Annotated in this window: 19 protein-coding genes; 7 read left to right on the top strand and 12 right to left on the bottom strand. The window is 71.1% G+C overall.

What is annotated here, in order from left to right:
• Positions 1 to 62: 62 nt before the first annotated feature.
• From AMK11_RS00200 to AMK11_RS00175, 6 genes are all read right to left on the bottom strand, one after another.
• Complete coding sequence (locus AMK11_RS00200; protein ID WP_073721394.1) at positions 63 to 854, bottom strand: SURF1 family cytochrome oxidase biogenesis protein; 792 nt, start codon at positions 852 to 854, stop codon at positions 63 to 65.
• 56 nt (positions 855 to 910) lie between these two features.
• Entirely contained in the window at positions 911 to 1,144 is a 234-nt protein-coding gene (locus tag AMK11_RS00195; RefSeq protein ID WP_071528763.1) for a hypothetical protein, read from the bottom strand.
• A 106-nt stretch (positions 1,145 to 1,250) separates the two neighbouring features.
• Positions 1,251 to 2,243 carry a DEDDh family exonuclease gene (locus tag AMK11_RS00190; protein ID WP_073721392.1) on the bottom strand — a complete coding sequence of 331 codons (993 nt, stop codon included), beginning with the start codon at positions 2,241 to 2,243 and terminating at the stop codon, positions 1,251 to 1,253.
• A gap of 124 nt (positions 2,244 to 2,367) precedes the next feature.
• Complete coding sequence (locus AMK11_RS00185; RefSeq protein WP_073721390.1) at positions 2,368 to 3,375, bottom strand: CopD family protein; 1,008 nt, start codon at positions 3,373 to 3,375, stop codon at positions 2,368 to 2,370.
• 222 nt (positions 3,376 to 3,597) lie between these two features.
• A complete protein-coding gene (locus AMK11_RS00180) occupies positions 3,598 to 5,118 on the bottom strand; it encodes a S8 family peptidase (protein WP_073721388.1) in 1,521 nt (506 codons plus the stop codon).
• Positions 5,119 to 5,208: 90 nt separating this feature from the next.
• Positions 5,209 to 6,783, bottom strand: a complete 1,575-nt coding sequence (locus tag AMK11_RS00175) for a S8 family serine peptidase (RefSeq protein WP_073721386.1) — start codon at positions 6,781 to 6,783, stop codon at positions 5,209 to 5,211.
• 265 nt (positions 6,784 to 7,048) lie between these two features.
• Here AMK11_RS00175 and AMK11_RS00170 point away from each other — a divergent pair, with 265 nt between their 5' ends.
• The 3 genes from AMK11_RS00170 (at position 7,049) to moaA (ending at position 10,184) form a co-directional block, all read left to right on the top strand.
• Positions 7,049 to 7,405, top strand: coding sequence for a DUF485 domain-containing protein (locus AMK11_RS00170; protein ID WP_073721359.1), 357 nt, complete (start codon positions 7,049 to 7,051; stop codon positions 7,403 to 7,405).
• Positions 7,402 to 9,036, top strand: a complete 1,635-nt coding sequence (locus AMK11_RS00165; protein WP_073721357.1) for a solute symporter family protein — start codon at positions 7,402 to 7,404, stop codon at positions 9,034 to 9,036. Before AMK11_RS00170 ends, AMK11_RS00165 begins: the two co-directional genes overlap by 4 nt.
• A 158-nt stretch (positions 9,037 to 9,194) precedes the next feature.
• On the top strand, positions 9,195 to 10,184 hold the full coding sequence (gene moaA / locus AMK11_RS00160) for a GTP 3',8-cyclase MoaA (RefSeq protein WP_073721355.1): 990 nt from the start codon (positions 9,195 to 9,197) through the stop codon (positions 10,182 to 10,184).
• A gap of 22 nt (positions 10,185 to 10,206) precedes the next feature.
• Here moaA and AMK11_RS00155 read toward each other — a convergent pair whose 3' ends face one another.
• Together AMK11_RS00155 and AMK11_RS00150 are read right to left on the bottom strand one after the other, a co-directional pair.
• Positions 10,207 to 10,440 carry a hypothetical protein gene (locus tag AMK11_RS00155; RefSeq protein ID WP_073721353.1) on the bottom strand — a complete coding sequence of 78 codons (234 nt, stop codon included), beginning with the start codon at positions 10,438 to 10,440 and terminating at the stop codon, positions 10,207 to 10,209.
• 200 nt (positions 10,441 to 10,640) lie between these two features.
• Complete coding sequence (locus tag AMK11_RS00150; RefSeq protein WP_198941279.1) at positions 10,641 to 11,039, bottom strand: DUF3099 domain-containing protein; 399 nt, start codon at positions 11,037 to 11,039, stop codon at positions 10,641 to 10,643.
• Positions 11,040 to 11,301: 262 nt separating this feature from the next.
• On the opposite strand from AMK11_RS00150, the gene AMK11_RS00145 reads away from it, so the two are divergent.
• On the top strand, positions 11,302 to 11,583 hold the full coding sequence (locus AMK11_RS00145) for a GlsB/YeaQ/YmgE family stress response membrane protein (RefSeq protein ID WP_073721349.1): 282 nt from the start codon (positions 11,302 to 11,304) through the stop codon (positions 11,581 to 11,583).
• Between the two features lie 105 nt (positions 11,584 to 11,688).
• On the opposite strand, the gene tyrS is transcribed toward AMK11_RS00145, so the two are convergent.
• From tyrS to AMK11_RS00130, 3 genes are all read right to left on the bottom strand, one after another.
• Positions 11,689 to 12,957, bottom strand: a complete 1,269-nt coding sequence (tyrS, locus tag AMK11_RS00140; RefSeq protein ID WP_073721348.1) for a tyrosine--tRNA ligase — start codon at positions 12,955 to 12,957, stop codon at positions 11,689 to 11,691.
• Positions 12,958 to 13,018: 61 nt separating this feature from the next.
• Positions 13,019 to 14,416 (bottom strand): metallopeptidase TldD-related protein, encoded by a 1,398-nt coding sequence (locus AMK11_RS00135; RefSeq protein WP_073721347.1) that lies wholly within the window; start codon positions 14,414 to 14,416, stop codon positions 13,019 to 13,021.
• Positions 14,413 to 15,936 (bottom strand): TldD/PmbA family protein, encoded by a 1,524-nt coding sequence (locus AMK11_RS00130; protein ID WP_073723803.1) that lies wholly within the window; start codon positions 15,934 to 15,936, stop codon positions 14,413 to 14,415. Before AMK11_RS00130 ends, AMK11_RS00135 begins: the two co-directional genes overlap by 4 nt.
• Positions 15,937 to 16,207: 271 nt before the next feature.
• On the opposite strand from AMK11_RS00130, the gene fabG reads away from it, so the two are divergent.
• The 3 genes from fabG (at position 16,208) to AMK11_RS00115 (ending at position 18,202) form a co-directional block, all read left to right on the top strand.
• The gene (gene fabG / locus AMK11_RS00125; RefSeq protein WP_019329369.1) at positions 16,208 to 16,912 is read left to right on the top strand and encodes a 3-oxoacyl-[acyl-carrier-protein] reductase; all 705 of its coding nucleotides are present in this window, start codon (positions 16,208 to 16,210) and stop codon (positions 16,910 to 16,912) included.
• 5 nt (positions 16,913 to 16,917) lie between these two features.
• Positions 16,918 to 17,685, top strand: a complete 768-nt coding sequence (fabI, locus tag AMK11_RS00120; RefSeq protein ID WP_073721346.1) for an enoyl-ACP reductase FabI — start codon at positions 16,918 to 16,920, stop codon at positions 17,683 to 17,685.
• 157 nt (positions 17,686 to 17,842) lie between these two features.
• The gene (locus AMK11_RS00115) at positions 17,843 to 18,202 is read left to right on the top strand and encodes a hypothetical protein (protein ID WP_073721345.1); all 360 of its coding nucleotides are present in this window, start codon (positions 17,843 to 17,845) and stop codon (positions 18,200 to 18,202) included.
• A gap of 1 nt (position 18,203) precedes the next feature.
• On the opposite strand, the gene AMK11_RS00110 is transcribed toward AMK11_RS00115, so the two are convergent.
• On the bottom strand, positions 18,204 to 18,881 hold the full coding sequence (locus tag AMK11_RS00110; protein ID WP_073721344.1) for a FadR/GntR family transcriptional regulator: 678 nt from the start codon (positions 18,879 to 18,881) through the stop codon (positions 18,204 to 18,206).
• Positions 18,882 to 18,935: the final 54 nt, after the last annotated feature.

The following is an 18,935-nucleotide window of genomic DNA, read 5'->3' as shown; positions in this document are numbered from 1 at the left end:
CCGTCTTCCCGACGAGGAGCGGAGCAATCGGGTCCGTCGGGAGGACGGGTCCCGTCGGGCGGCTACACCTTCGCGGGTTCCGCCGGCGCCGGTGCCACGTCCTCGGCGGTCTCACGTTCGCGCTTCTCGCGACGGACCAGGAACCACCAGCCGACCGGTACGGCCGCGGCGAACAGCCACCACTGGATCGCGTACGCGAAGTTCAGCGCGGCGTCCGCGTTGCCGGGTTTGCCGATCCGCTCCGGGGTGTTGTTCTCCGGCTCCGGCTCGATGAGGGCGACGTAGCCGCCGAGGACCGGGGCGTCCAGGCGGTCGGCCTGCTGCTCGCTGTTGATGAGCATGATCTGCCGGTCCGGCAGGCCCTCGAGGTCCTTGATGCCGCTCGCCTCGGTCGTCTCGTCGGGCATCAGCCGCCCGGTGACGGTGATCTCTCCGCCGGGCGGCGCGGGAATCTCGGGGAACGCGGTCTGGCTCGGGCCGTCCGCGGGGATCCAGCCCCGGTTGACCAGCAGGATCTTGCCGTCGTTCAGTACGAACGGGGTCAGCACGTGGTAGCCGATGTTGTCGTCGGAGTCGGTGCGGCGGCGGACGACGACCTCGCGGTCCGTGTCGAAGTGACCCTTCGCGGTGACGGTCCGGTACCGCTCACTCGTGGTGATCTTCTTGCCGGGAGCGGTCAGCGACTCGGCGGGCACCGGGGCCGCGTCGAGCGCCCGCGCCACGAGGTCGTTCCGGGCGGTGCGATCCTCGTAGCGGTGCATCTGCCAGAAGCCCAGCCAGATCATCGTGGGGATGAGCAGCACGGCGATCAGGGTGAGGATCACCCACTGGCGGGACAGGAGGAAGCGGTACACCCCACGACGGTACAACTCGGTCGTGGGGTGCCATGCGGCGGGTACGCCTTCGGGAACTAGACCTTGTCGACGATCCCCGCCCTCCCCTCCGCGCGGGCGCAGTGGGCGCCGCAGTACCAGTGGCCCTCGACCTCGACGCCCTGGCCGATGATCTGCACCCGGCAGTGCTCGCAGATGGGGGCCATCCGGTGGATCGCGCAGGAGAAGCAGTCGAAGACGTGCACCGCTCCCTGGGCGTGGACCTCGAAGGTCATTCCGTAGTTGTTGCCGCAGACTTCGCATGTCGCCATGCGCCACAGGGTGAGCCGTCGCCGCGACGCGGGCGAGCGGGCGCCGGGCGAGTCGCCCGGAATCACCCGTCCGTACGGCTCGCCCGTGATCCCCGCGCGGCCCGGCTCAGGGCTTGGCGTCCGCCGGTTCGACGTCCCTCAGGAGCTGGCCGAAGGCCGCCTCGTCCACCACCGGCGTCCCGAACTGGCGCGCCTTGACCACCTTCGATGTGCCCGAGTCCGGGTCGTTGGTGACCAGCAGGCTGGTCAGCCGGGACAGACTGGTGGCGACATGCAGCCCGGCCTCGGTGGCACGGTCCTCCAGCAGGTCCCGCTCGACGGAGGTGTCACCCGAGAAGGCGACCCGCATGCCCTGCTTGAGCCCTTTGCCCGCTTCATACCGGCCCGGGTTGGGATAAGGGCATGCGGGCCTTTTGCGGGAGGGGCGCCAACTCGTCGGCCGGTAGCCGCCGTAACCGGCCTGCTGTCCGATCCGGGGGGCGGGCGCGTCCGACCACTCGGTCAGCGGCCGGCACTCGTGCAGCGGCAGTCGCAGACCTCCCGCCGCCGCGGCGACCAGGCTCGGCCGGAACGCCTCCGCCAGTACCCGCGCGTCGTCCAGCGCGTGGTGCGCCCGCTGCTGTACGACGCCGAAGTGGGCGGCCAGCGACTCCAGCTTGTGGTTGGGCAGCGGCAGGGCCAGCGCCTTGGAGAGCGCGATGGTGCACAGCCGTTGCCGCACCGGGGCCTCGCGCCGGGCGCGGGCGTACTCGCGGGCGATCATCTGCCAGTCGAAGACGGCGTTGTGCGCGACCAGCACCCGCCCGTCCAGGCGGGCGGCGAACTCCTCGGCGACGTCCGGGAAGAGCGGCGCGTCCCGGAGCACCTCGCTCGTCAGACCGTGTATCCACACCGGGCCCGGGTCCCGCTGGGGATTGACCAGGGTGTACCAGTGGTCCTCGACCTCGCCGCGGGCGTCCAGACGGTAGACGGCCGCGGAGATTATCCGGTCGTCGCGGGCCAGTCCGGTGGTCTCCACGTCGACGACCGCGTACCCCTGCGGATACGCGGCCGGCCACGCCGTGGCGGACGGCGCTGCGGTCGTGCGGTCTTCGAGCATGGTCCATGAGGATACGGGCCACGACCGACACTCCGGTGCGGCAGGTGCCGCACGGCGCCCAGGCGAAACGGTTCCTCCGTCAAGCGGCCGACCGGGGGCGGGCGTTGCGGGACTCACCACCGGGTCACCACCGGATCGGCACCGGAAGGGCCGTCAGCAGTCCCGAGACCGCGACCACCACACCGAGGACGGCGACCTCCGCGCGCGCGGGGGAGCAGGCGGCCAGCGGGTCGGCCGCGCGGCTCAGCCGGACCCTGGCCCACAGGGCGAGAGCCGCGACCGCGACCATCAGAATCACCTTGGCGAGCAGGACCCGCCCGTACGCCGTGTCCGTCAGCTGGTCCGTGATCGTGCCCGGCGGCATCCGGCGCAGCGAACTGCACACGCCCGTCGCCGTGATGGCCGCCAGCAGAACGGCCGCCACGCGCGCGTAGAGGCCCAGCAGCGCGGGCCCCGTCTCTGCGTCCCGCCAGGTGCGCAGGGCCCGCAGCACGTACAGCAGGCCGCCCACCCACAGGGAGGCGCACGTCAGGTGGACGAGGGTGAGGCCCGATCCGAGCAGCGGGCTGTACTCGGTCGTGGGGTGCGCGCGCAGCGCCTCGGCGACTATCACCGCGGCCAGCGGCCAGACCTGGAGGCCGGGGCGCCGGGAGCCGGCGCACAGGCCGGCCGCGAGGAAGCCGTTGACCTCCAGGAGGGCGAGTTTGCCGTCGCGGGACGAGTACAGCCCGCCGACGTCGATGTCGGCGGCGCCGTCCGGCACCAGGTTGCCTGTGGCCACGACCGACGCCAGGCCCAGCGCGGCGACGAAGCCGGCGGCGCTCGCGTACGGCGCCCAGCTGCGGGGGCGCTGCGCCGGAGCGCCGGGGAGCGTCTTGGCGAGCCGGTTCACGAAGAGTTCGCCGAGCGGGACGCTCAGGGCGGCGAAGAGCACCGTGCGCAGCAGGGCTATGCCGCCGGTGCCGGGGGCCTCGGCCTCCCCCGTGCCGTGCAGGGCGGGGGACGGGCCGAGGACGGGTATCAGTGCGGCCAGCACCACCAGCACGAGCACGGCCGCGGCCCGGCCGGTGCCGGAGGGCCGCGCGTGCCGTCCGGTGCCGGTGGTCCGGGACGGGGGTCTTGTCAAGGTCACCTCGAGATCTTCACCAGCTCCCCCAGATCCGGGCAAGTTCCGGAAAACAACTGGCGGTCCGGCATTCCGCACATGAGGACGTTTTCGGCCGCCGTACGGTTCGAGGGAGCCGGGAAGGGAGTGAGTGACGCGTCACACCCCGGTACGCACACGGCGGGCCGGGAGATCACTCCCGGCCCGCCGCACGCGCGCGTGGTGACCGGCGCGGTCACCGTGCACGGACTACCAGGTGACCGCGTCCAGCGCGTCGGTCATGCCCCAGCCGTAGAAGCCGTTGCGGTTCTTCGGGCCCTCGCACACCGCGTCGGCCTTGCCGTCGCCGTCGATGTCGTACGGCTTCGTGCACGCGGTGGCGTCGGCCTGGGCGTACAGCAGGGCCTTGACCATGGCCGGGGGAGCGTAGGGGTGCGTCGACTTGATCAGGGCGGCGACGCCCGCGACGTGCGGGGACGCCATCGACGTACCGGCCATGTAGCCCCACTTGCCGCCGGGCAGGGTGCCCAGGATCAGTCCGCTGGTGGCGGGCGGCTCGGGCGTCTGGTAGGCCGTCGAGTCGCCGCCGGGCGCGGCGATGTCGATGACGCCCAGACCGTGGTTGGAGAAGGACGACTTGAGGCCCTTGGCGCCGGTCGAGGCGACCGTCACGACGCCGGGCAGCTGGGTCGGGATGTCCAGGCACTCGGACGGGTCGACGACCCGGTCGCCGGGCGTGGTGTCGTTCGGGGAGGACGGGTCGGTGATCTCGTCGGAGGAGAGGTCGTAGTTCTCGTTGCCGGCCGCGGCGACGTTGACCGCGCCCTTCCGCTCCGCGTACCGCGCGGCCCGGCTGACGGCTTCGACGAGGGCCTTCTGGTCCGGGTCGTTCTTGCAGTTGAAGTACCAGGGGTCGGTGTAATAGCTGTTGTTGGTGACGTCCACGTCGTGCTCGGCCGCCCACATGAAGCCGCAGACCACGGCCTCGGCGTAGAAGAAGCCGTCGGGGTTGGACACCTTGATGCCGGAGACCTTCACCCCGGGCGCCACGCCCGTCATGCCGACGCCGTTCTTGGCGGCGGCGATCTCCCCGGCCACGTGGGTGCCGTGCGGGCTCTCCGCCGCGCTCGGCCGCCAGGCGCCGTCGGTGGTGTCCGGCTTGCCGGAGACGCAGTTGACGGAGGCCTCACGGTCGAAGTTCGGGGCGATGTCCGGGTGGGTGTCGTCGACGCCGGTGTCGATGACCGCGACGGTGACGTCCGCGCTGCCCAGCGACTTCTCGTGCGCCTTGTCCGCCTTGATGGCGGGCAGGTCCCACTGGAGGGACTGCAGCGGGTCCTGGCCCTCGGCGGCCTCGGCGGCGGCGATCTCCTCGCCGCTGAGCACCTTGGGCGCACCGGTGTCGGTGGTGGCGGCCGACGGCAGCGGCGCGGTGCGGGTGGCGCCGGCCGACTGCACGCCGCGCGCCTTGCGGACGGTCTTGGCGAAGTCCGCGTTCGAGGAGTGGACGACGACCACGCCGATCCGGTCGTACGACGTCACGATCGTGCCGCCGGCCTTGGCTATCGCCCGCTTCACGTGCGCCGAAAGGCCGTGCCCGGGGCGGACGTTGACGACGTAGCTCATCGAGGACGACGAGTCCGCCGACAGCGTGGGAGCGGCCTCCGCGGCGGAGGCCGGGACGCCCGGCAGGAAGGCCAGCGACGCGGCCACGGCCATACCGGCCGGGATCGCGAGGGCACGGCGGTGACGCGGGTGAGGAGCTGTCATGTGCGGTGTCTCCAGTTCGTTCGTGCAGTCGTTGCCGGAAGGGAGAGGAAAGCCTTGTGAGCGGTGAGCGGTGAGCGGTGAACCGGGCGGTCACTTCACCGCGCGCAGCGCGTCGACGATGCCGAAGCCGTAGAAGCCGTTGACCCGCTTGCCGCCCTCGCAGTCGGCGTCCTGCGTGCCGTCGCCGTCCTGGTCGTAGGAGGCCGGGCAGCCCGGGTTGTCGGCCTGGGCCTTCAGCAGCCACTGGAGCTGCGCCGGGGACGCCCAGGGGTGCTCCGACTTCAGCAGCGCGGCGACGCCCGCGGCGTGCGGGGAGGCCATCGAGGTGCCCTGGAGCCAGGCGTACTCGTTGTTCGGCATGGTCGACAGGATGCGGCCGTTCTTCGACGGCGTGTCCGGGGTCTGGTAGCGCCCGTCGCCGCCCGGCGCGGCGACGTCCACGACGCCCTTGCCGTACGAGGAGTAGTAGGACTTCTCCTTGTCGACGCCCGTGGCGCTGACGGTGACGATGCCGGGCAGCTGGGTCGGCACGTCGAAGCACTCGTGCGGGTCGATGGTCCGCGTCACCGGCGTCGAGTCGTCGGGGCTGGAGTCGTCGACGATGGCGTCGGAGTCCAGGTCGTGGTTGGAGTTGCCGGCGGAGGCCAGGTGGAGGGTGCCCTTGCGCTGGGCGTAGAGCTGGGCCCGGTTGACCGCGTCGACGATGGCGCGCTGGTCCGGGTCGTCCATGCAGTTGTACAGCCAGGGGTCCACGTAGTAGCTGTTGTTGGTGATCTCCACGCCGTGGTCGGCGGCGAACATGAAGGCGCAGACGACGTTCTCGGGGTAGAAGAGCCCGTTGTCCGGGTCGCTCACCTTGATGCTGGAGACCTTCACGCCCGGTGCCACACCGGCGACACCGATGCCGTTGCGGGCGGCGGCTATCTCACCGGCGACGTGGGTGCCGTGGTAGTCGTCGGCGGTGTACGGCCGCCAGGCGCCCTCGCTGGTGTCCGCCTTGCCGCCGACGCAGTTGGCGGACTGTGAGGCGGAGAAGTTCGGGGCGAGGTCGGGGTGGGTGTCGTCGACGCCGGTGTCGATGACGGCGACGGTGACCCGGGAGCTGCCCGGGTTGATCTTCGCGGCCTTGTCGGCGCCTATCGCGCGCAGGTCCCACTGGTCCGCTTCCAGCGGCTCGCCCGCCCCGGCGGCCTCGGACGCCTTCGCGGTCCGCGCGGCCTGCTCGTCGGTGAGCAGCTCGGCGGCGCCCTGGCCGGTCGTCCCGGCGGCGGACAGCGGCGCGGTGCGGGTCGCCCCCGCGGACTGCACCCCGCGGGCCTCGCGTATCTCCTCGCCGAAGTCCGGGTCGGCCGAGTGGACGACGATCACGCCGATCTTCCGGTAGGTGGCGACGACGCTGCCGCCGGCCTCGGCTATCGCCCGCTTCACCGACGCGATCGTGCGGTGGTCCGGCCGCGTGTTGACCACGTACGCGAGGTCGGGCGCGTCCGTGGTCCCGGCGGTCCGGGCGGCCTCCTGGGCGGTGCCCGCACCCGGTGCGGCCGAGGCGGCGGCCGGCAGGAAGCCGAGGGACGCGGTGAGCGACAGCACGACCGGTACGGCGAGAGCGAGCCGCCGTCTGGAACGCGGCGGCCGCGACGAACGCGTCGAACGCAGATGATCCATGGGGTCTCCACATCATCCGGAAAAGGGACCGGCCCGAGACACGGGTGGTGACCGGGCAGGTACATGACGGAGTGGTGCAGGGTGAAGCTATCCCTCGTAGCCGCCGGCCAGCAATGACCCGCAACGGGTGACTTCGGAAAGTGCCGCTCGGGTTGAACCGGTGCCGGTGGGGCGCCGTGTCGTTGGTCAGGGAGTCCGAGCACGATCAGGCCCCCGCGAGAACACCGAGGTACAAGCCGTCATGTCCGTCGTACGAGGAGACTCCGTGGCCACCGACGCTCCGCCCCCCTCGAAAGAGGAACGCCATCTTCCGTCACCCGAGGAGTTCTCCGAAGTGCAGCGGAGCGCTGAGTTCGCCGAACTGCGCCGCTCCTTCCGCTCCTTCGCCTTCCCGCTGACGATCGCCTTCGTCGCCTGGTACCTGCTGTACGTGCTGCTGTCGAACTACGCCGGCGGCTTCATGGGCACCAAGCTCTTCGGCAACATCAACGTCGCCTTCGTCTTCGGTATCGCCCAGTTCGTCACCACGTTCCTCATCGCCTGGTGGTACTCGCGGCACGCCGCCGCGAAGCTCGACCCCAAGGCCGAGGCCATCAAGTCCCGGATGGAGGGCGGCGCATGAGCCCCGCACAGACCGTTCTCGCCGCCGAACTCGCCGCCAACGAGGCCAGCGAGCACCGGCCGCTGATCATCACCCTCTTCGCCCTCTTCGTCCTGGCGACGCTCGGCATCACCGTCTGGGCCGGCCGCCAGACCAAGGACGCCGCCGACTTCTACGCGGGCGGCCGGTCCTTCAGCGCCTTCCAGAACGGCCTCGCCGTCTCCGGCGACTACATGTCGGCCGCGTCCTTCCTCGGCATCGCGGGCGCCATCGCCCTCTTCGGCTACGACGGCTTCCTCTACTCCATCGGCTTCCTGGTCGCCTGGCTGGTCGCCCTGCTCCTGGTCGCCGAGCCGCTGCGGAACTCCGGCCGCTACACCATGGGCGACGTCCTCGCCTACCGCATGCGCCAGCGCCCCGTGCGCACCGCCGCCGGCACCTCCACCATCGTCGTCTCGATCTTCTACCTGCTGGCCCAGATGGCGGGCGCGGGCATCCTCGTCTCGCTGCTGCTGGGCATCACCTCCGACGCGGGCAAGATCCTCATCGTCGCCCTCGTCGGCATCCTGATGATCGTGTACGTCTCCATCGGCGGCATGAAGGGCACCACCTGGGTCCAGATGGTCAAGGCCGTCCTGCTGATCGGCGGCACCATCCTGATCACCTTCCTGGTGCTGCTGAAGTTCGACTTCAACATCTCCGACCTGCTGGGCACCGCCGCGGAGCGCAGCGGCGAGGGCGCCGCCTTCCTGGAGCCCGGACTGAAGTACGGCGCCACCGGCACCACCAAGCTGGACTTCATCTCCCTGGGTCTCGCCCTGGTGCTCGGCACCGCCGGCCTGCCGCACATCCTGATCCGCTTCTACACGGTGCCCAACGCCAAGGCCGCCCGTAAGTCCGTGAACTGGGCCATCGGCATCATCGGCGCCTTCTACCTGATGACCATCGCCCTCGGCTTCGGCGCCGCCGCCCTCGTCGGCAAGGAGGAGATCATCGCCTCCAACGCCTCCGGCAACACGGCCGCGCCGCTGCTCGCCCTGCACGTCGGCGGCGTCGACTCGGCCTGGGGCGCGATCCTGCTCGCCACCATCTCGGCGGTGGCCTTCGCGACCATCCTCGCCGTGGTCGCCGGCCTCACCCTCGCCTCGTCCTCGTCCTTCGCGCACGACATCTACGCCAACGTCATCCGCAAGGGCAAGGCCACCGAGAAGGAGGAGATGAGGGCGGCCCGCTGGGCGACCGTGTTCATCGGCATCGTCTCCATCGCGCTGGGCGCCCTCGCCCGCGACCTGAACGTGGCCGGCCTGGTCGCCCTGGCCTTCGCGGTCGCCGCCTCCGCCAACCTGCCGACGATCCTCTACAGCCTCTTCTGGAAGCGGTTCACCACCCAGGGCGCCCTGTGGTCGATCTACGGCGGCCTGATCGTCGCCGTCGGCCTGGTGCTGTTCTCGCCCGTGGTCTCCGGCGACCCGAAGGCGATGTTCCCCGACGTCGACTTCGCCTGGTTCCCGCTGCAGAACCCGGGCCTCATCTCCATCCCGTTCGGTTTCCTCATGGGCTGGCTCGGCACGGTCCTGTCGAAGGAGGAGCCCGACACGGCGAAGTACGCGGAGCTCGAGGTCCGGTCCCTGACCGGCACCGGAGCCCACTGATCCACCCCGCGCGGGGGCCCCGTCGTAGAGATCTACGACGGGGCCCCGCCGTACGTCGTAGGGATCGGCCCGCTGTCGTTGTCGGACCCGTCACGTAGGCTCGCAGGTGTCGGAGGAGAGAAGTGCTCCACCGATCCGCGTCGAGGGAGGGGGCCTACGTGCTCATCGACACCTACGGCCGAGTGGCCACCGACCTGAGGGTCTCGCTGACCGATCGCTGCAACCTGCGCTGCACCTACTGCATGCCCGAAGAGGGCCTCCAGTGGCTGGCCAAGCCCGACCTGCTCACGGACGACGAGATCGTCCGCCTCATCGACATCGCCGTCACCTCCCTCGGTATCGAGGAGGTCCGCTTCACCGGCGGCGAGCCCCTGCTGCGCCCCGGCCTCGTCGGCATCGTGGAGCGCGTCGCGGCCCTGGAGCCGCGCCCCCAGATGTCGCTGACCACCAATGGCATCGGTCTGAAGCGCACGGCGCCCGCCCTGAAGGCGGCGGGTCTGGACCGGGTCAATGTCTCCCTGGACACCCTCCGTCCCGACGTCTTCAAGACCCTCACCCGCCGTGACCGGCACAAGGACGTCCTTCAGGGTCTGGAAGCGGCCCGCGAGGCCGGTCTGACCCCGGTCAAGGTCAACTCCGTCCTGATGCCGGGGCTCAATGACGACGAGGCCCCCGACCTGCTCGCCTGGGCCGTGGAGCACGACTACGAGCTGCGCTTCATCGAGCAGATGCCCCTGGACGCCCAGCACGGCTGGAAGCGCGAGGGCATGATCACCGCCGGTGACATCCTCACCTCCCTGCGCACCCGCTTCGAGCTGACCGCCGAGGGCTCCGAGGAACGCGGGTCGGCCCCCGCAGAGCGCTGGCTCGTGGACGGCGGCCCGCACCGGGTCGGCGTCATCGCCTCGGTCACCCGCCCGTTCTGCTCGGCCTGTGACCGCACCCGCCTGACCGCCGACGGCCAGGTGCGCACCTGCCTGTTCGCCACCGAGGAGACCGACCTGCGGGCCGCCCTGCGCTCCGACGCCCCGGACGAGGAGATCGCCCGGATCTGGCGGCTGGCCATGTGGGGCAAGAAGGCCGGCGCCGGCCTCGACGACCCGACCTTCGTCCAGCCCGACCGGCCGATGTCGGCGATCGGGGGATAGGGGCAGCCCAACAGGGCGGCCCCTAGGAGCCCGCGGGGGCTTCCCACTCGTCCAGCGGGACGACGTCCTTCAGGAAGCCGCGCACTCCGAGGAACTGCGACAGGTGCTCCCGGTGCTCGTCGCACGCGATCCACGTCTTGCGCCGCTCCGGCGTGTGGATCTTCGGGTTGTTCCAGGCCAGCACCCACACGGCGGCGGTGCGGCAGCCCTTGGCGGAGCAGATCGGGGCGGTCTCCGGGGCGGTCTCGTCACTCACAGGTTCGTCTCACAGGTCCACACAACAAGGCGACGCCGAGCAGCCACGGGGGGAGCTGCCCGGCGTCGGTCCGTCGCTCCGACGGGGGATGCGGAGCGCGTACGAAGTATGTCACGGGTCACCCATCGCCCGGCACCCGAACCACATGATTCATCTGAGCATTTCTTCGGCCTGGCGAGGAATCGACGTGCGTCCCGCGGTCAGGCGCGTGCGCGGGGTTCACCAGCGGCGCCCGGAGCCGCTTCGGGCGTGGCGTCCTCCGGGTCGGATTCCGCCGGACCGTCGTCGTCGCGGGGCGGCGTGATCATCGGGGCGGTCGGCATGGTCACGAACGTCGACGGCAACGATGGCGCGTTCTCGCGCCCGGCGTTAGCGATCACCACGGCGATGTACGGCAGTACCGCGCCCAGGATCAGCGCCACGATCGCCACGTGCCGTTCCACATTCCACAGGCAGGCCGCGAGGACCACCGACAGGGTACGGACCGACATCGAGACGATGTACCGGCGCTGCCGGCCGCGCACGTCTTCCTGGAGGCCCGTCCGGGCCCCGGTGATCCGGAACACCTCGGCCTTGCCGCCAGCACTCTGCTTCCGCATCTGGTTCCACCATCCGCCCGCATCGGACTCTCCCCGCCCCGCTCCCGTCCGCGGCCGCACGGGGACTCCGGTCCCGGACAACTCTCCACGTTACGCCGCATCTGCGCCGTCCACGAGACCGGGGCACCCTCCGGCCCGCCCGCAGGACCTGCGCCGCACCGCGTAGCCCCGTACCCCATTCGGCCGTACCCGCCATGCGCCGTACGCGGTACGGCCGAAGACTGGCGGTATTGCTCGCGTGGAGCCGAATGAGGAGGCAGCCATGGGCTGGTTGTGGGCGATCATCGTCGGATTCGTGCTGGGTCTGATCGCCAAGGCGATCATTCCCGGGAAGCAGCACAGCCCCCTGTGGCTGACCACCATCTTCGGCATGCTCGGAGCCATCGCCGGAAACGCGATCGCACGGGCCGTCGGCGTTGAGGCGACCCGCGGCATCGACTGGTGGCGGCACCTGTTCCAGCTGGTGGCCGCGATCATCATCGTGGGCGTCGGCGACGCGCTCTACATGGCGGTGCGCGGCAACAATCGGCGCGAACGGGCCTGAGCGTCCGCACGGTCCCGTACGACGGTCTCGTACGGCGGTCCCGTACGGCGAAGGGGCGGCCTCCGGCAGCCGCGTGGCACCGGAGGCCGCCCCTGACGCGTGCGCTCAGCCGCCGGTGACCTCGACCGCGGCCAGGTTCTTCTTGCCGCGGCGCAGCACCAGCCACCGTCCGTGCAGCAGCTCCTCACGGGCGGGTACGGCGTCCTCGGCGGCGACCTTGGCGTTGTTCACGTAGGCGCCGCCCTCCTTCACCGTGCGACGGGCGGCGGACTTGCTGGCGACCAGGCCGACCTCGGCGAACAGGTCCACGACCGGGGCCGGCTCGGCGACCTGGACGTGCGGCAGCTCGGACAGGGCCGCGGCCAGCGTCCGCTCGTCCAGCTCCGCCAGGTCGCCCTGGCCGAAGAGGGCCTTCGAGGCGGCGATCACGGCGGCCGTCTGGTCGGCGCCGTGCACCAGCGTCGTCAGCTCCTCGGCCAGCGCGCGCTGCGCGGCCCGCGCCTGCGGACGCTCCTCGGTCTGCTGCTCCAGCTGCTCCAGCTCCTCGCGGGACCGGAAGGACAGGATGCGCATGTACTTCGAGATGTCCCGGTCGTCCACGTTCAGCCAGAACTGGTAGAACGCGTACGGCGTGGTCATCTCCGGGTCCAACCAGACGGCGCCGCCCTCGGTCTTGCCGAACTTGGTGCCGTCCGCCTTGGTCATCAGCGGCGTCGCGTAGGCGTGCGCGGACGCGTCCGGCTCCAGCCGGTGCAGCAGGTCGAGGCCGGCCGTCAGGTTGCCCCACTGGTCGCTGCCGCCCTGCTGCATCGTGCAGCCGTAGCGCCGGTAGAGCTGGAGGAAGTCCATCGCCTGGAGGAGCTGGTAGCTGAACTCCGTGTAGCTGATGCCCTCGGAGGACTCCAGGCGCCGGGCGACGGAGTCCTTGGTCAGCATCTTGTTGACCCGGAAGTGCTTGCCGATGTCCCGCAGGAACTCGATGGCGGACAGGCCCTCGGTCCAGTCGAGGTTGTTGACCATCAGGGCCGCGTTCTCGCCCTCGAAGGACAGGAACGGCTCGATCTGGCCGCGCAGCCGCTCGACCCAGCCCGCGACGGTCTCCGGCGAGTTCAGCGTGCGCTCGGCGGTCGGCCGCGGGTCGCCGATCTGGCCCGTCGCGCCACCGACCAGCGCCAGCGGCCGGTGCCCGGCCTGCTGGAGCCGGCGCACGGTGAGCACCTGCACCAGGTGCCCCACGTGCAGGGACGGCGCGGTCGGGTCGAAACCGCAATAGAACGTGACGGGACCGTCCGCGAGCGCCTTGCGCAAAGCATCCTCATCGGTGGACTGGGCGAACAGCCCACGCCACTTCAGCTCGTCGACGATGTCCGTCACGGTTCTCGTGTCTCCTACATGCTCATGATCTTCGGCAGCCAGGTGGCGGCCGACTACGAGGTTATACGCCCTGACTGACAGAGCTCATATTGAAGTCCGGCACCCTCAGGGCGGGCATCGCAGCCCTAGTGAACCAGTCGCCCCACTCCCTGGGCAGCGTCTTTTCCGTCCGCCCGGCCTCGGTGGCCCGGCCCAGCAGGCTCACCGGCGACTCGTTGAACCGGAAGTTGTTCACCTCGCCGACCACCTCGCCGTCCTCGACCAGGTAGACGCCGTCCCGGGTCAGCCCGGTCAGCAGCAGCGTCGCCGGGTCGACCTCGCGGATGTACCAGAGGCAGGTCAGCAGCAGCCCGCGCGAGGTGCCGGCGACCATCTCGTCCAGGGACCGGTCCGGGGCGCCGCCGTCCAGGACCAGGTTGCCGATGGCGGGCGCCACCGGGAGCCCGGTCAGCCCGGCGCTGTGCCGGGTGGTGGTCAGCCGGTGCACCTCGCCCGCGCGGATCCAGTCGGTCGCCGCGACCGGCAGCCCGTTGTCGAACACCGACTGGTCACCGCCCGAGGAGTGCGCCACCACGAACGGCGCGCACTCCAGACCCGGCTCGTGCGGGTCGCTGCGCAGCGTCAGCGGCAGCTCGCCCAGCCGCTCGCCCACGCGCGTGCCGCCGCCCGGCTTGGAGAACACCGTGCGCCCCTCGGCCGCGTCCCGCCCCGACGCGGACCAGAACTGGTAGATGAGCAGGTCAGCGACCGCGGTGGGCGGCAGCAGAGTCTCGTACCGCCCCGCGGGCAGCTCCACCCGCCGCTCGGCCCAGCCCAGCCGTACGGCCAGCTCGGCGTCGAGCGCCGCCGGGTCGACGTCCTTGAAGTCCCGCGTGGCCCGCCCCGCCCACGCCGACCTGGCGCGGTCCGGCGACTTGGCGTTCAGCTCCAGCGTCCCGTTCGGCTGGTCGTGCCGCAGCCGCAGCCCCGTGGACGTGCCCACGTACGTGGACGTCATCTCGTGGTTGGCGAAGCCGTACAGCTCCCGTCCACCCGCACGCGCGCGTGCGAACGCCTCCCCGAGGGCGGGCGCGAAGTCGGCGAACACGGCCGACGAGGTCTCGGCGGGCGCGTCGGTGAAGTCGGGCGACGCGGGCACGTCCGTGACCAGCGGCCGCGCGTCCTCGGCCGGTCCGGCACCGCGCGCGGCGGCCTCGGCGGCGCGCACCAGGGGCTCCAGCTCGTCCACGGTCACCGCGGAACGCGACACGACGCCGGACGCCGTGCCCTCCCGCCCGTCGACGGTGGCGACGACCGTGAGCGTGCGCCCGCGCGTGACACCGTTCGTGGTGAGCGCGTTGCCCGCCCAGCGCAGGTTGGCGGTGGACTCCTCGTCGGCGATGACGACACACCCGTCCGCCCGGGACAGCTCCAGCGCCCGCTCGACGGTCTCGTGCGGCCTGCTCGTGCGCGCGCTCATCGACCCGCCTCCTGGGTGGTGTTGAGGATGTTGACTCCCTTGAAGAGGGCGGACGGGCAGCCGTGCGACACGGCCGCCACCTGCCCCGGCTGCGCCTTGCCGCAGTTGAAGGCGCCGCCCAGGACGTAGGTCTGCGGGCCGCCGACGGCCGCCATGGAGCCCCAGAAGTCGGTGGTCGTCGCCTGGTAGGCCACGTCCCGCAGCTGACCGGCGAGCCGCCCGTTCTCGATCCGGAAGAACCGCTGACCGGTGAACTGGAAGTTGTACCGCTGCATGTCGATCGACCAGGACCGGTCCCCGACGACGTAGATGCCGCGCTCCACGCCCCCGATCAAATCCTCCGTGGACAACCCGCCCGGATCCGGCCGCAGCGACACGTTGGCCATCCGCTGCACCGGCACATGGGCAGGGGAGTCGGCGTACGCGCACCCGTTGGACCGCTCGAACCCGGTGAGCCGCGCGATCCGCCGGTCCAGCTGGTAACCCACCAGCGTCCCGTCCTTCACCAGGTCCCAGGACTGGCCCGCCACGCCCTCGTCGTCGTACCCGATGGTCGCGAGCCCGTGCTCGGCGGTGCGGTCGCCGGTGACGTTCATCAGCTGCGAGCCGTAGCGCAACTTGCCGAGCTGGTCGAAGGTGGCGAAGGAGGTGCCGGCATAGGCGGCCTCGTAGCCCAGGGCGCGGTCCAGCTCGGTGGCGTGCCCGATGGACTCGTGGATGGTCAGCCACAGGTTCGACGGGTCGACGACCAGGTCGTACAGGCCCGCCTCGACGCTCGGCGCCCGCATCTTCTCGGCCAGCAGCTCCGGGATGCCGGCCAGCTCGGCGTCCCAGTCCCAGCCGGTGCCGGTCAGGTACTCCCAGCCGCGCCCGGCGGGCGGCGCCAGGGTGCGCATGGAGTCGAACTCGCCGCTGGAGTCGTCCACCGACACGGCGGTCAGCACCGGGTGCAGCCGCACCCGCTGCTGTGTCGTCACGGTCCCGGCGGTGTCGGCGTAGAACTTGTTCTCGTGCACGGTCAGCAGCGAGGCGTCCACGTGATCGACCCCGTCGGCCGCCAGCAGCCGCGCGCTCCAGTCGGCCAGCAGGGCCGACTTCTCGGCGTCGGGCACGGTGAAAGGATCGATGTCGTACGCCGAGATCCACGTCTTGTCGGCGTGCACGGGCTCGTCGGCGAGCTCCACCCTCTCGTCGGACCCCGCCGCCTTGATCACCTGCGCGGACAGCTTCGCCATGGCCACCGCCTGGGACGCCACCCTGGCGGCGGCGTCCATCGTCAGGTCGACCCCCGACGCGAAGCCCCAGGTACCGCCGTGCACCACGCGCACCGCGTACCCGAGGTCGGTGGTGTCCGAGGACCCGGCGGGCTTGGCGTCCCTCAGACGCCAGGAGGCGCCCCGCACCCGCTCCAGCCGGAAGTCCGCGTGCTCGGCGCCGAGGGCACGTGCGCGGGCCAGGGCGGCGTCGGCGAGGGCGCGCAAGGGGAATGCTGTGAAGGCTTCGTCGATGCTATGGGGCACCTGCGTCTCTTTCTGTCGACTGGACGAGGTCGGGGCGCACCGGGCCGGTGTGTCCGTGGTCGCTCCGATCATGTCGCCCATCTCGCTGCCGGACCAGAGGTTTCCGAACGGTACGCGCACGGTTCTGTAGGGATCCGACAGTCACTCCCGTAAGCCACTGTGGGCGCCCGAGTCTTTGAGGACAGACGGGGACCGATAGGTTTTCGAGGAAGCCGCCTGCTCTCCACGGGTCCGGGCGGGTGTGCCAGACCGCTATTGAAAGGGTGATCCGTTGAGCCGCTCGGTTCTCGTCACCGGAGGAAACCGGGGCATCGGCCTCGCCATCGCCCGCGCATTCGCAGACGCCGGCGACAAGGTCGCGATCACATACCGCTCGGGTGAGCCCCCCGCCGGCTTCCTGGCCGTCAAGTGCGACATCACCGACAGCGAGCAGGTGGAGCAGGCCTACAAGGAGATCGAGGAGACGCACGGTCCCGTCGAGGTCCTCGTCGCCAACGCCGGCGTCACCAAGGACCAGCTCCTGATGCGCATGTCGGAGGAGGACTTCACCTCCGTCGTCGACACCAACCTCACCGGCACCTTCCGCGTCGTCAAGCGCGCCAACCGCGGCATGCTGCGGGCTAAGAAGGGCCGCGTCGTGCTCATCTCGTCGGTGGTCGGGCTCCTCGGCTCGGCGGGGCAGGCGAACTACGCCGCCTCCAAGGCCGCCCTGGTCGGCTTCGCGCGCTCCCTCGCCCGTGAGCTGGGGTCGCGCAACATCACCTTCAACGTCGTCGCGCCCGGTTTCGTCGACACCGACATGACCCGGGAGCTCACCGAGGAGCAGCAGACGAAGATCCTCGCGCAGGTGCCGCTGGCGCGGTACGCGCGACCGGAGGAGATCGCCGCGACGGTGCGGTTCCTCACCTCGGACGACGCCTCGTACATCACTGGAGCCGTCATCCCCGTTGACGGCGGACTGGGAATGGGTCACTGATCACCATGAGCGGAATTCTCGAGGGCAAGCGCGTCCTGATCACCGGTGTGCTGACGGAGGCCTCGATCGCCTTCCACGCCGCCAAGCTGGCCCAGGAGCAGGGCGCCGAGGTCATCCTGACCGCGTTCCCGCGGCCCACGCTGACCGAGCGCGTCGCCAAGAAGCTGCCCAAGCCCACCAAGGTCATCGAGCTGGACGTCACCAACGACGAGCACCTCGGGCGCCTGGCCGACGTCGTCGGCGAGGAGCTGGGCGGCCTCGACGGAGTCGTCCACTCCATCGGCTTCGCCCCGCAGGACGCCCTCGGCGGCAACTTCCTGAACACGCCGTTCGAGTCGGTCGCCACCGCCATGCACGTCTCGGCGTACTCCCTGAAGTCGCTGACCATGGCCTGCCTGCCGCTGATGCAGAACGGCGGCTCGGTCGTCGGCCTCACCTTCGACGCGCAGTACGCCTGGCCGCAGTACGACTGGATGGGCCCGGCCAAGGCCGCGCTGGAGGCCACCAGCCGCTACATGGCCCGTGACCTGGGCAAGCAGGACATCCGCTGCAACCTGGTCTCGGCCGGCCCGCTCGGCTCCATGGCCGCCAAGTCCATCCCCGGCTTCGGGGAACTGGCCTCGGTGTGGGACAGCCGGGCCCCGCTGGAGTGGGACCTCAAGGATCCCGAGCCGGCCGGCCGCGGCATCGTCGCGCTGCTCAGCGACTGGTTCCCGAAGACCACGGGCGAGATCGTCCACGTGGACGGCGGTCTGCACGCCATCGGCGCCTGACCGGACGTCCCCCGAGGGCCCGCACCCACCCGGGTGCGGGCCCTCGGCGTGTCACCCGTTCGGCCCAGTCGGCCGGGCGCCCGGACCGGCCGCCGCGCACGCTGAGGTACGAGTTCACCACGCGCTTTCCCTCCCCAGCCGGCCGAGGAGGTCCCTTGTGCGTCCACTCCACCGTCTGGCCCCGGCGGCCCTCGCCGTCGCCTGCGTGCTGGTCCTGCCGTACGAAGCGGTGTCCCACGCGCGCGTGCCGGTCATGAAGGCCGGGGAGAGCGGGAACGCCGAGCCGTTCGGGGCCGCGTGCCGGGTCCGCGTCGACGAGTCCGACGTGACCGCCCACTGCCACAACCCCTACCCGGAGCCCGACCACGTGCGCCTGCACATCGAGTGCGAGCGCTGGTGGGACCTGGACACCGACACCTCCCCGGTGGAGGCCGCTCCCGCGCAGACCGTGCGCCTGGACGGCCGGTGCTGGAAGGAGGTCCGGGCGGCCTGGGTCAGCCACGCGCGGGGGAGCTGATTCAGCCGATCCGGCCCGCGCGGCACTGGAACGGGTAGCCCGCGGCCTCCGCGTGCGCCGTCTCGGCGTCCCCCGCGCGGATCGCGTCCACCAGCCTGGTGTGGTCCATGCGTGTCTCCGGGGTCAGCTCGCCGCCGACGTCCACGCGGAGCCAGTCCCGCATCACCTCGCCGAGGTCCGCGTACATCGCGGTCATCACGTCGTTGTGCGAGGCCGCCACGACGGCCAGGTGGAAGGTCGAGTCCGCCGTCACGTACGCCTCCGCGTCGCCCGTCTGCCACGCTTCCTCACGGCGCGCGAGGAGCGCGTCGAGCTGCCTGAGGTCCTTATCCGTGCGCCGCTCGGCGGCCAGCCGGGCGGCGGCGGACTCCAGGGTGGAGCGCAGCTCGGCGATGTGCCGCGGGTCGGCCTCGGCGAAGCGGCGCTGCATCACGCCGGCCAGCTCGCTGGTCGCCACGACGTACGTGCCGGAGCCCTGGCGGATGTCCAGCAGACCGTTGTGGGCCAGCGCGCGGACCGCCTCGCGGACCGTGTTCCGGGCGACGCCGAGCTGGTCGACCAGCTCGGGTTCCGTCGGGATGCGGGAGCCGACCGGCCACTCGCCCGAGGCGATCTGTTGCCGCAGTGCCGCGATGACCTGCTCGGACAGCGCCGAGCGACGGGGATGGCTCAGAGGCATGGCTCACCTTCACGCGCGAGTCGACAAGCGAGTGGACAATCAATCATCCCATGA

This window comes from Streptomyces sp. CB02414 (genome assembly GCF_001905385.1).
In the GTDB taxonomy this organism is placed as follows: domain Bacteria; phylum Actinomycetota; class Actinomycetes; order Streptomycetales; family Streptomycetaceae; genus Streptomyces.
Note: the sequence above shows the minus strand (reverse complement) of the source record. Positions and strands in the feature narration are given on the sequence as shown.

Bases quoted from the DNA above. Each gene is read 5' to 3' on its own strand.
- AMK11_RS00110 (WP_073721344.1), bottom strand. From the start codon at position 18,881: ATGCCTCTGAGCCATCCCCGTCGCTCGGCGCTGTCCGAGCAGGTCATC.
- AMK11_RS00145 (WP_073721349.1), top strand. From the start codon at position 11,302: ATGGGCTGGTTGTGGGCGATCATCGTCGGATTCGTGCTGGGTCTGATC.
- AMK11_RS00150 (WP_198941279.1), bottom strand. From the start codon at position 11,039: ATGCGGAAGCAGAGTGCTGGCGGCAAGGCCGAGGTGTTCCGGATCACC.
- AMK11_RS00165 (WP_073721357.1), top strand. From the start codon at position 7,402: ATGAGCCCCGCACAGACCGTTCTCGCCGCCGAACTCGCCGCCAACGAG.
- AMK11_RS00195 (WP_071528763.1), bottom strand. From the start codon at position 1,144: ATGGCGACATGCGAAGTCTGCGGCAACAACTACGGAATGACCTTCGAG.
- AMK11_RS00175 (WP_073721386.1), bottom strand. From the start codon at position 6,783: ATGGATCATCTGCGTTCGACGCGTTCGTCGCGGCCGCCGCGTTCCAGA.
- AMK11_RS00190 (WP_073721392.1), bottom strand. From the start codon at position 2,243: ATGCTCGAAGACCGCACGACCGCAGCGCCGTCCGCCACGGCGTGGCCG.
- AMK11_RS00180 (WP_073721388.1), bottom strand. From the start codon at position 5,118: ATGACAGCTCCTCACCCGCGTCACCGCCGTGCCCTCGCGATCCCGGCC.
- AMK11_RS00135 (WP_073721347.1), bottom strand. From the start codon at position 14,416: ATGAGCGCGCGCACGAGCAGGCCGCACGAGACCGTCGAGCGGGCGCTG.
- fabI (WP_073721346.1), top strand. From the start codon at position 16,918: ATGAGCGGAATTCTCGAGGGCAAGCGCGTCCTGATCACCGGTGTGCTG.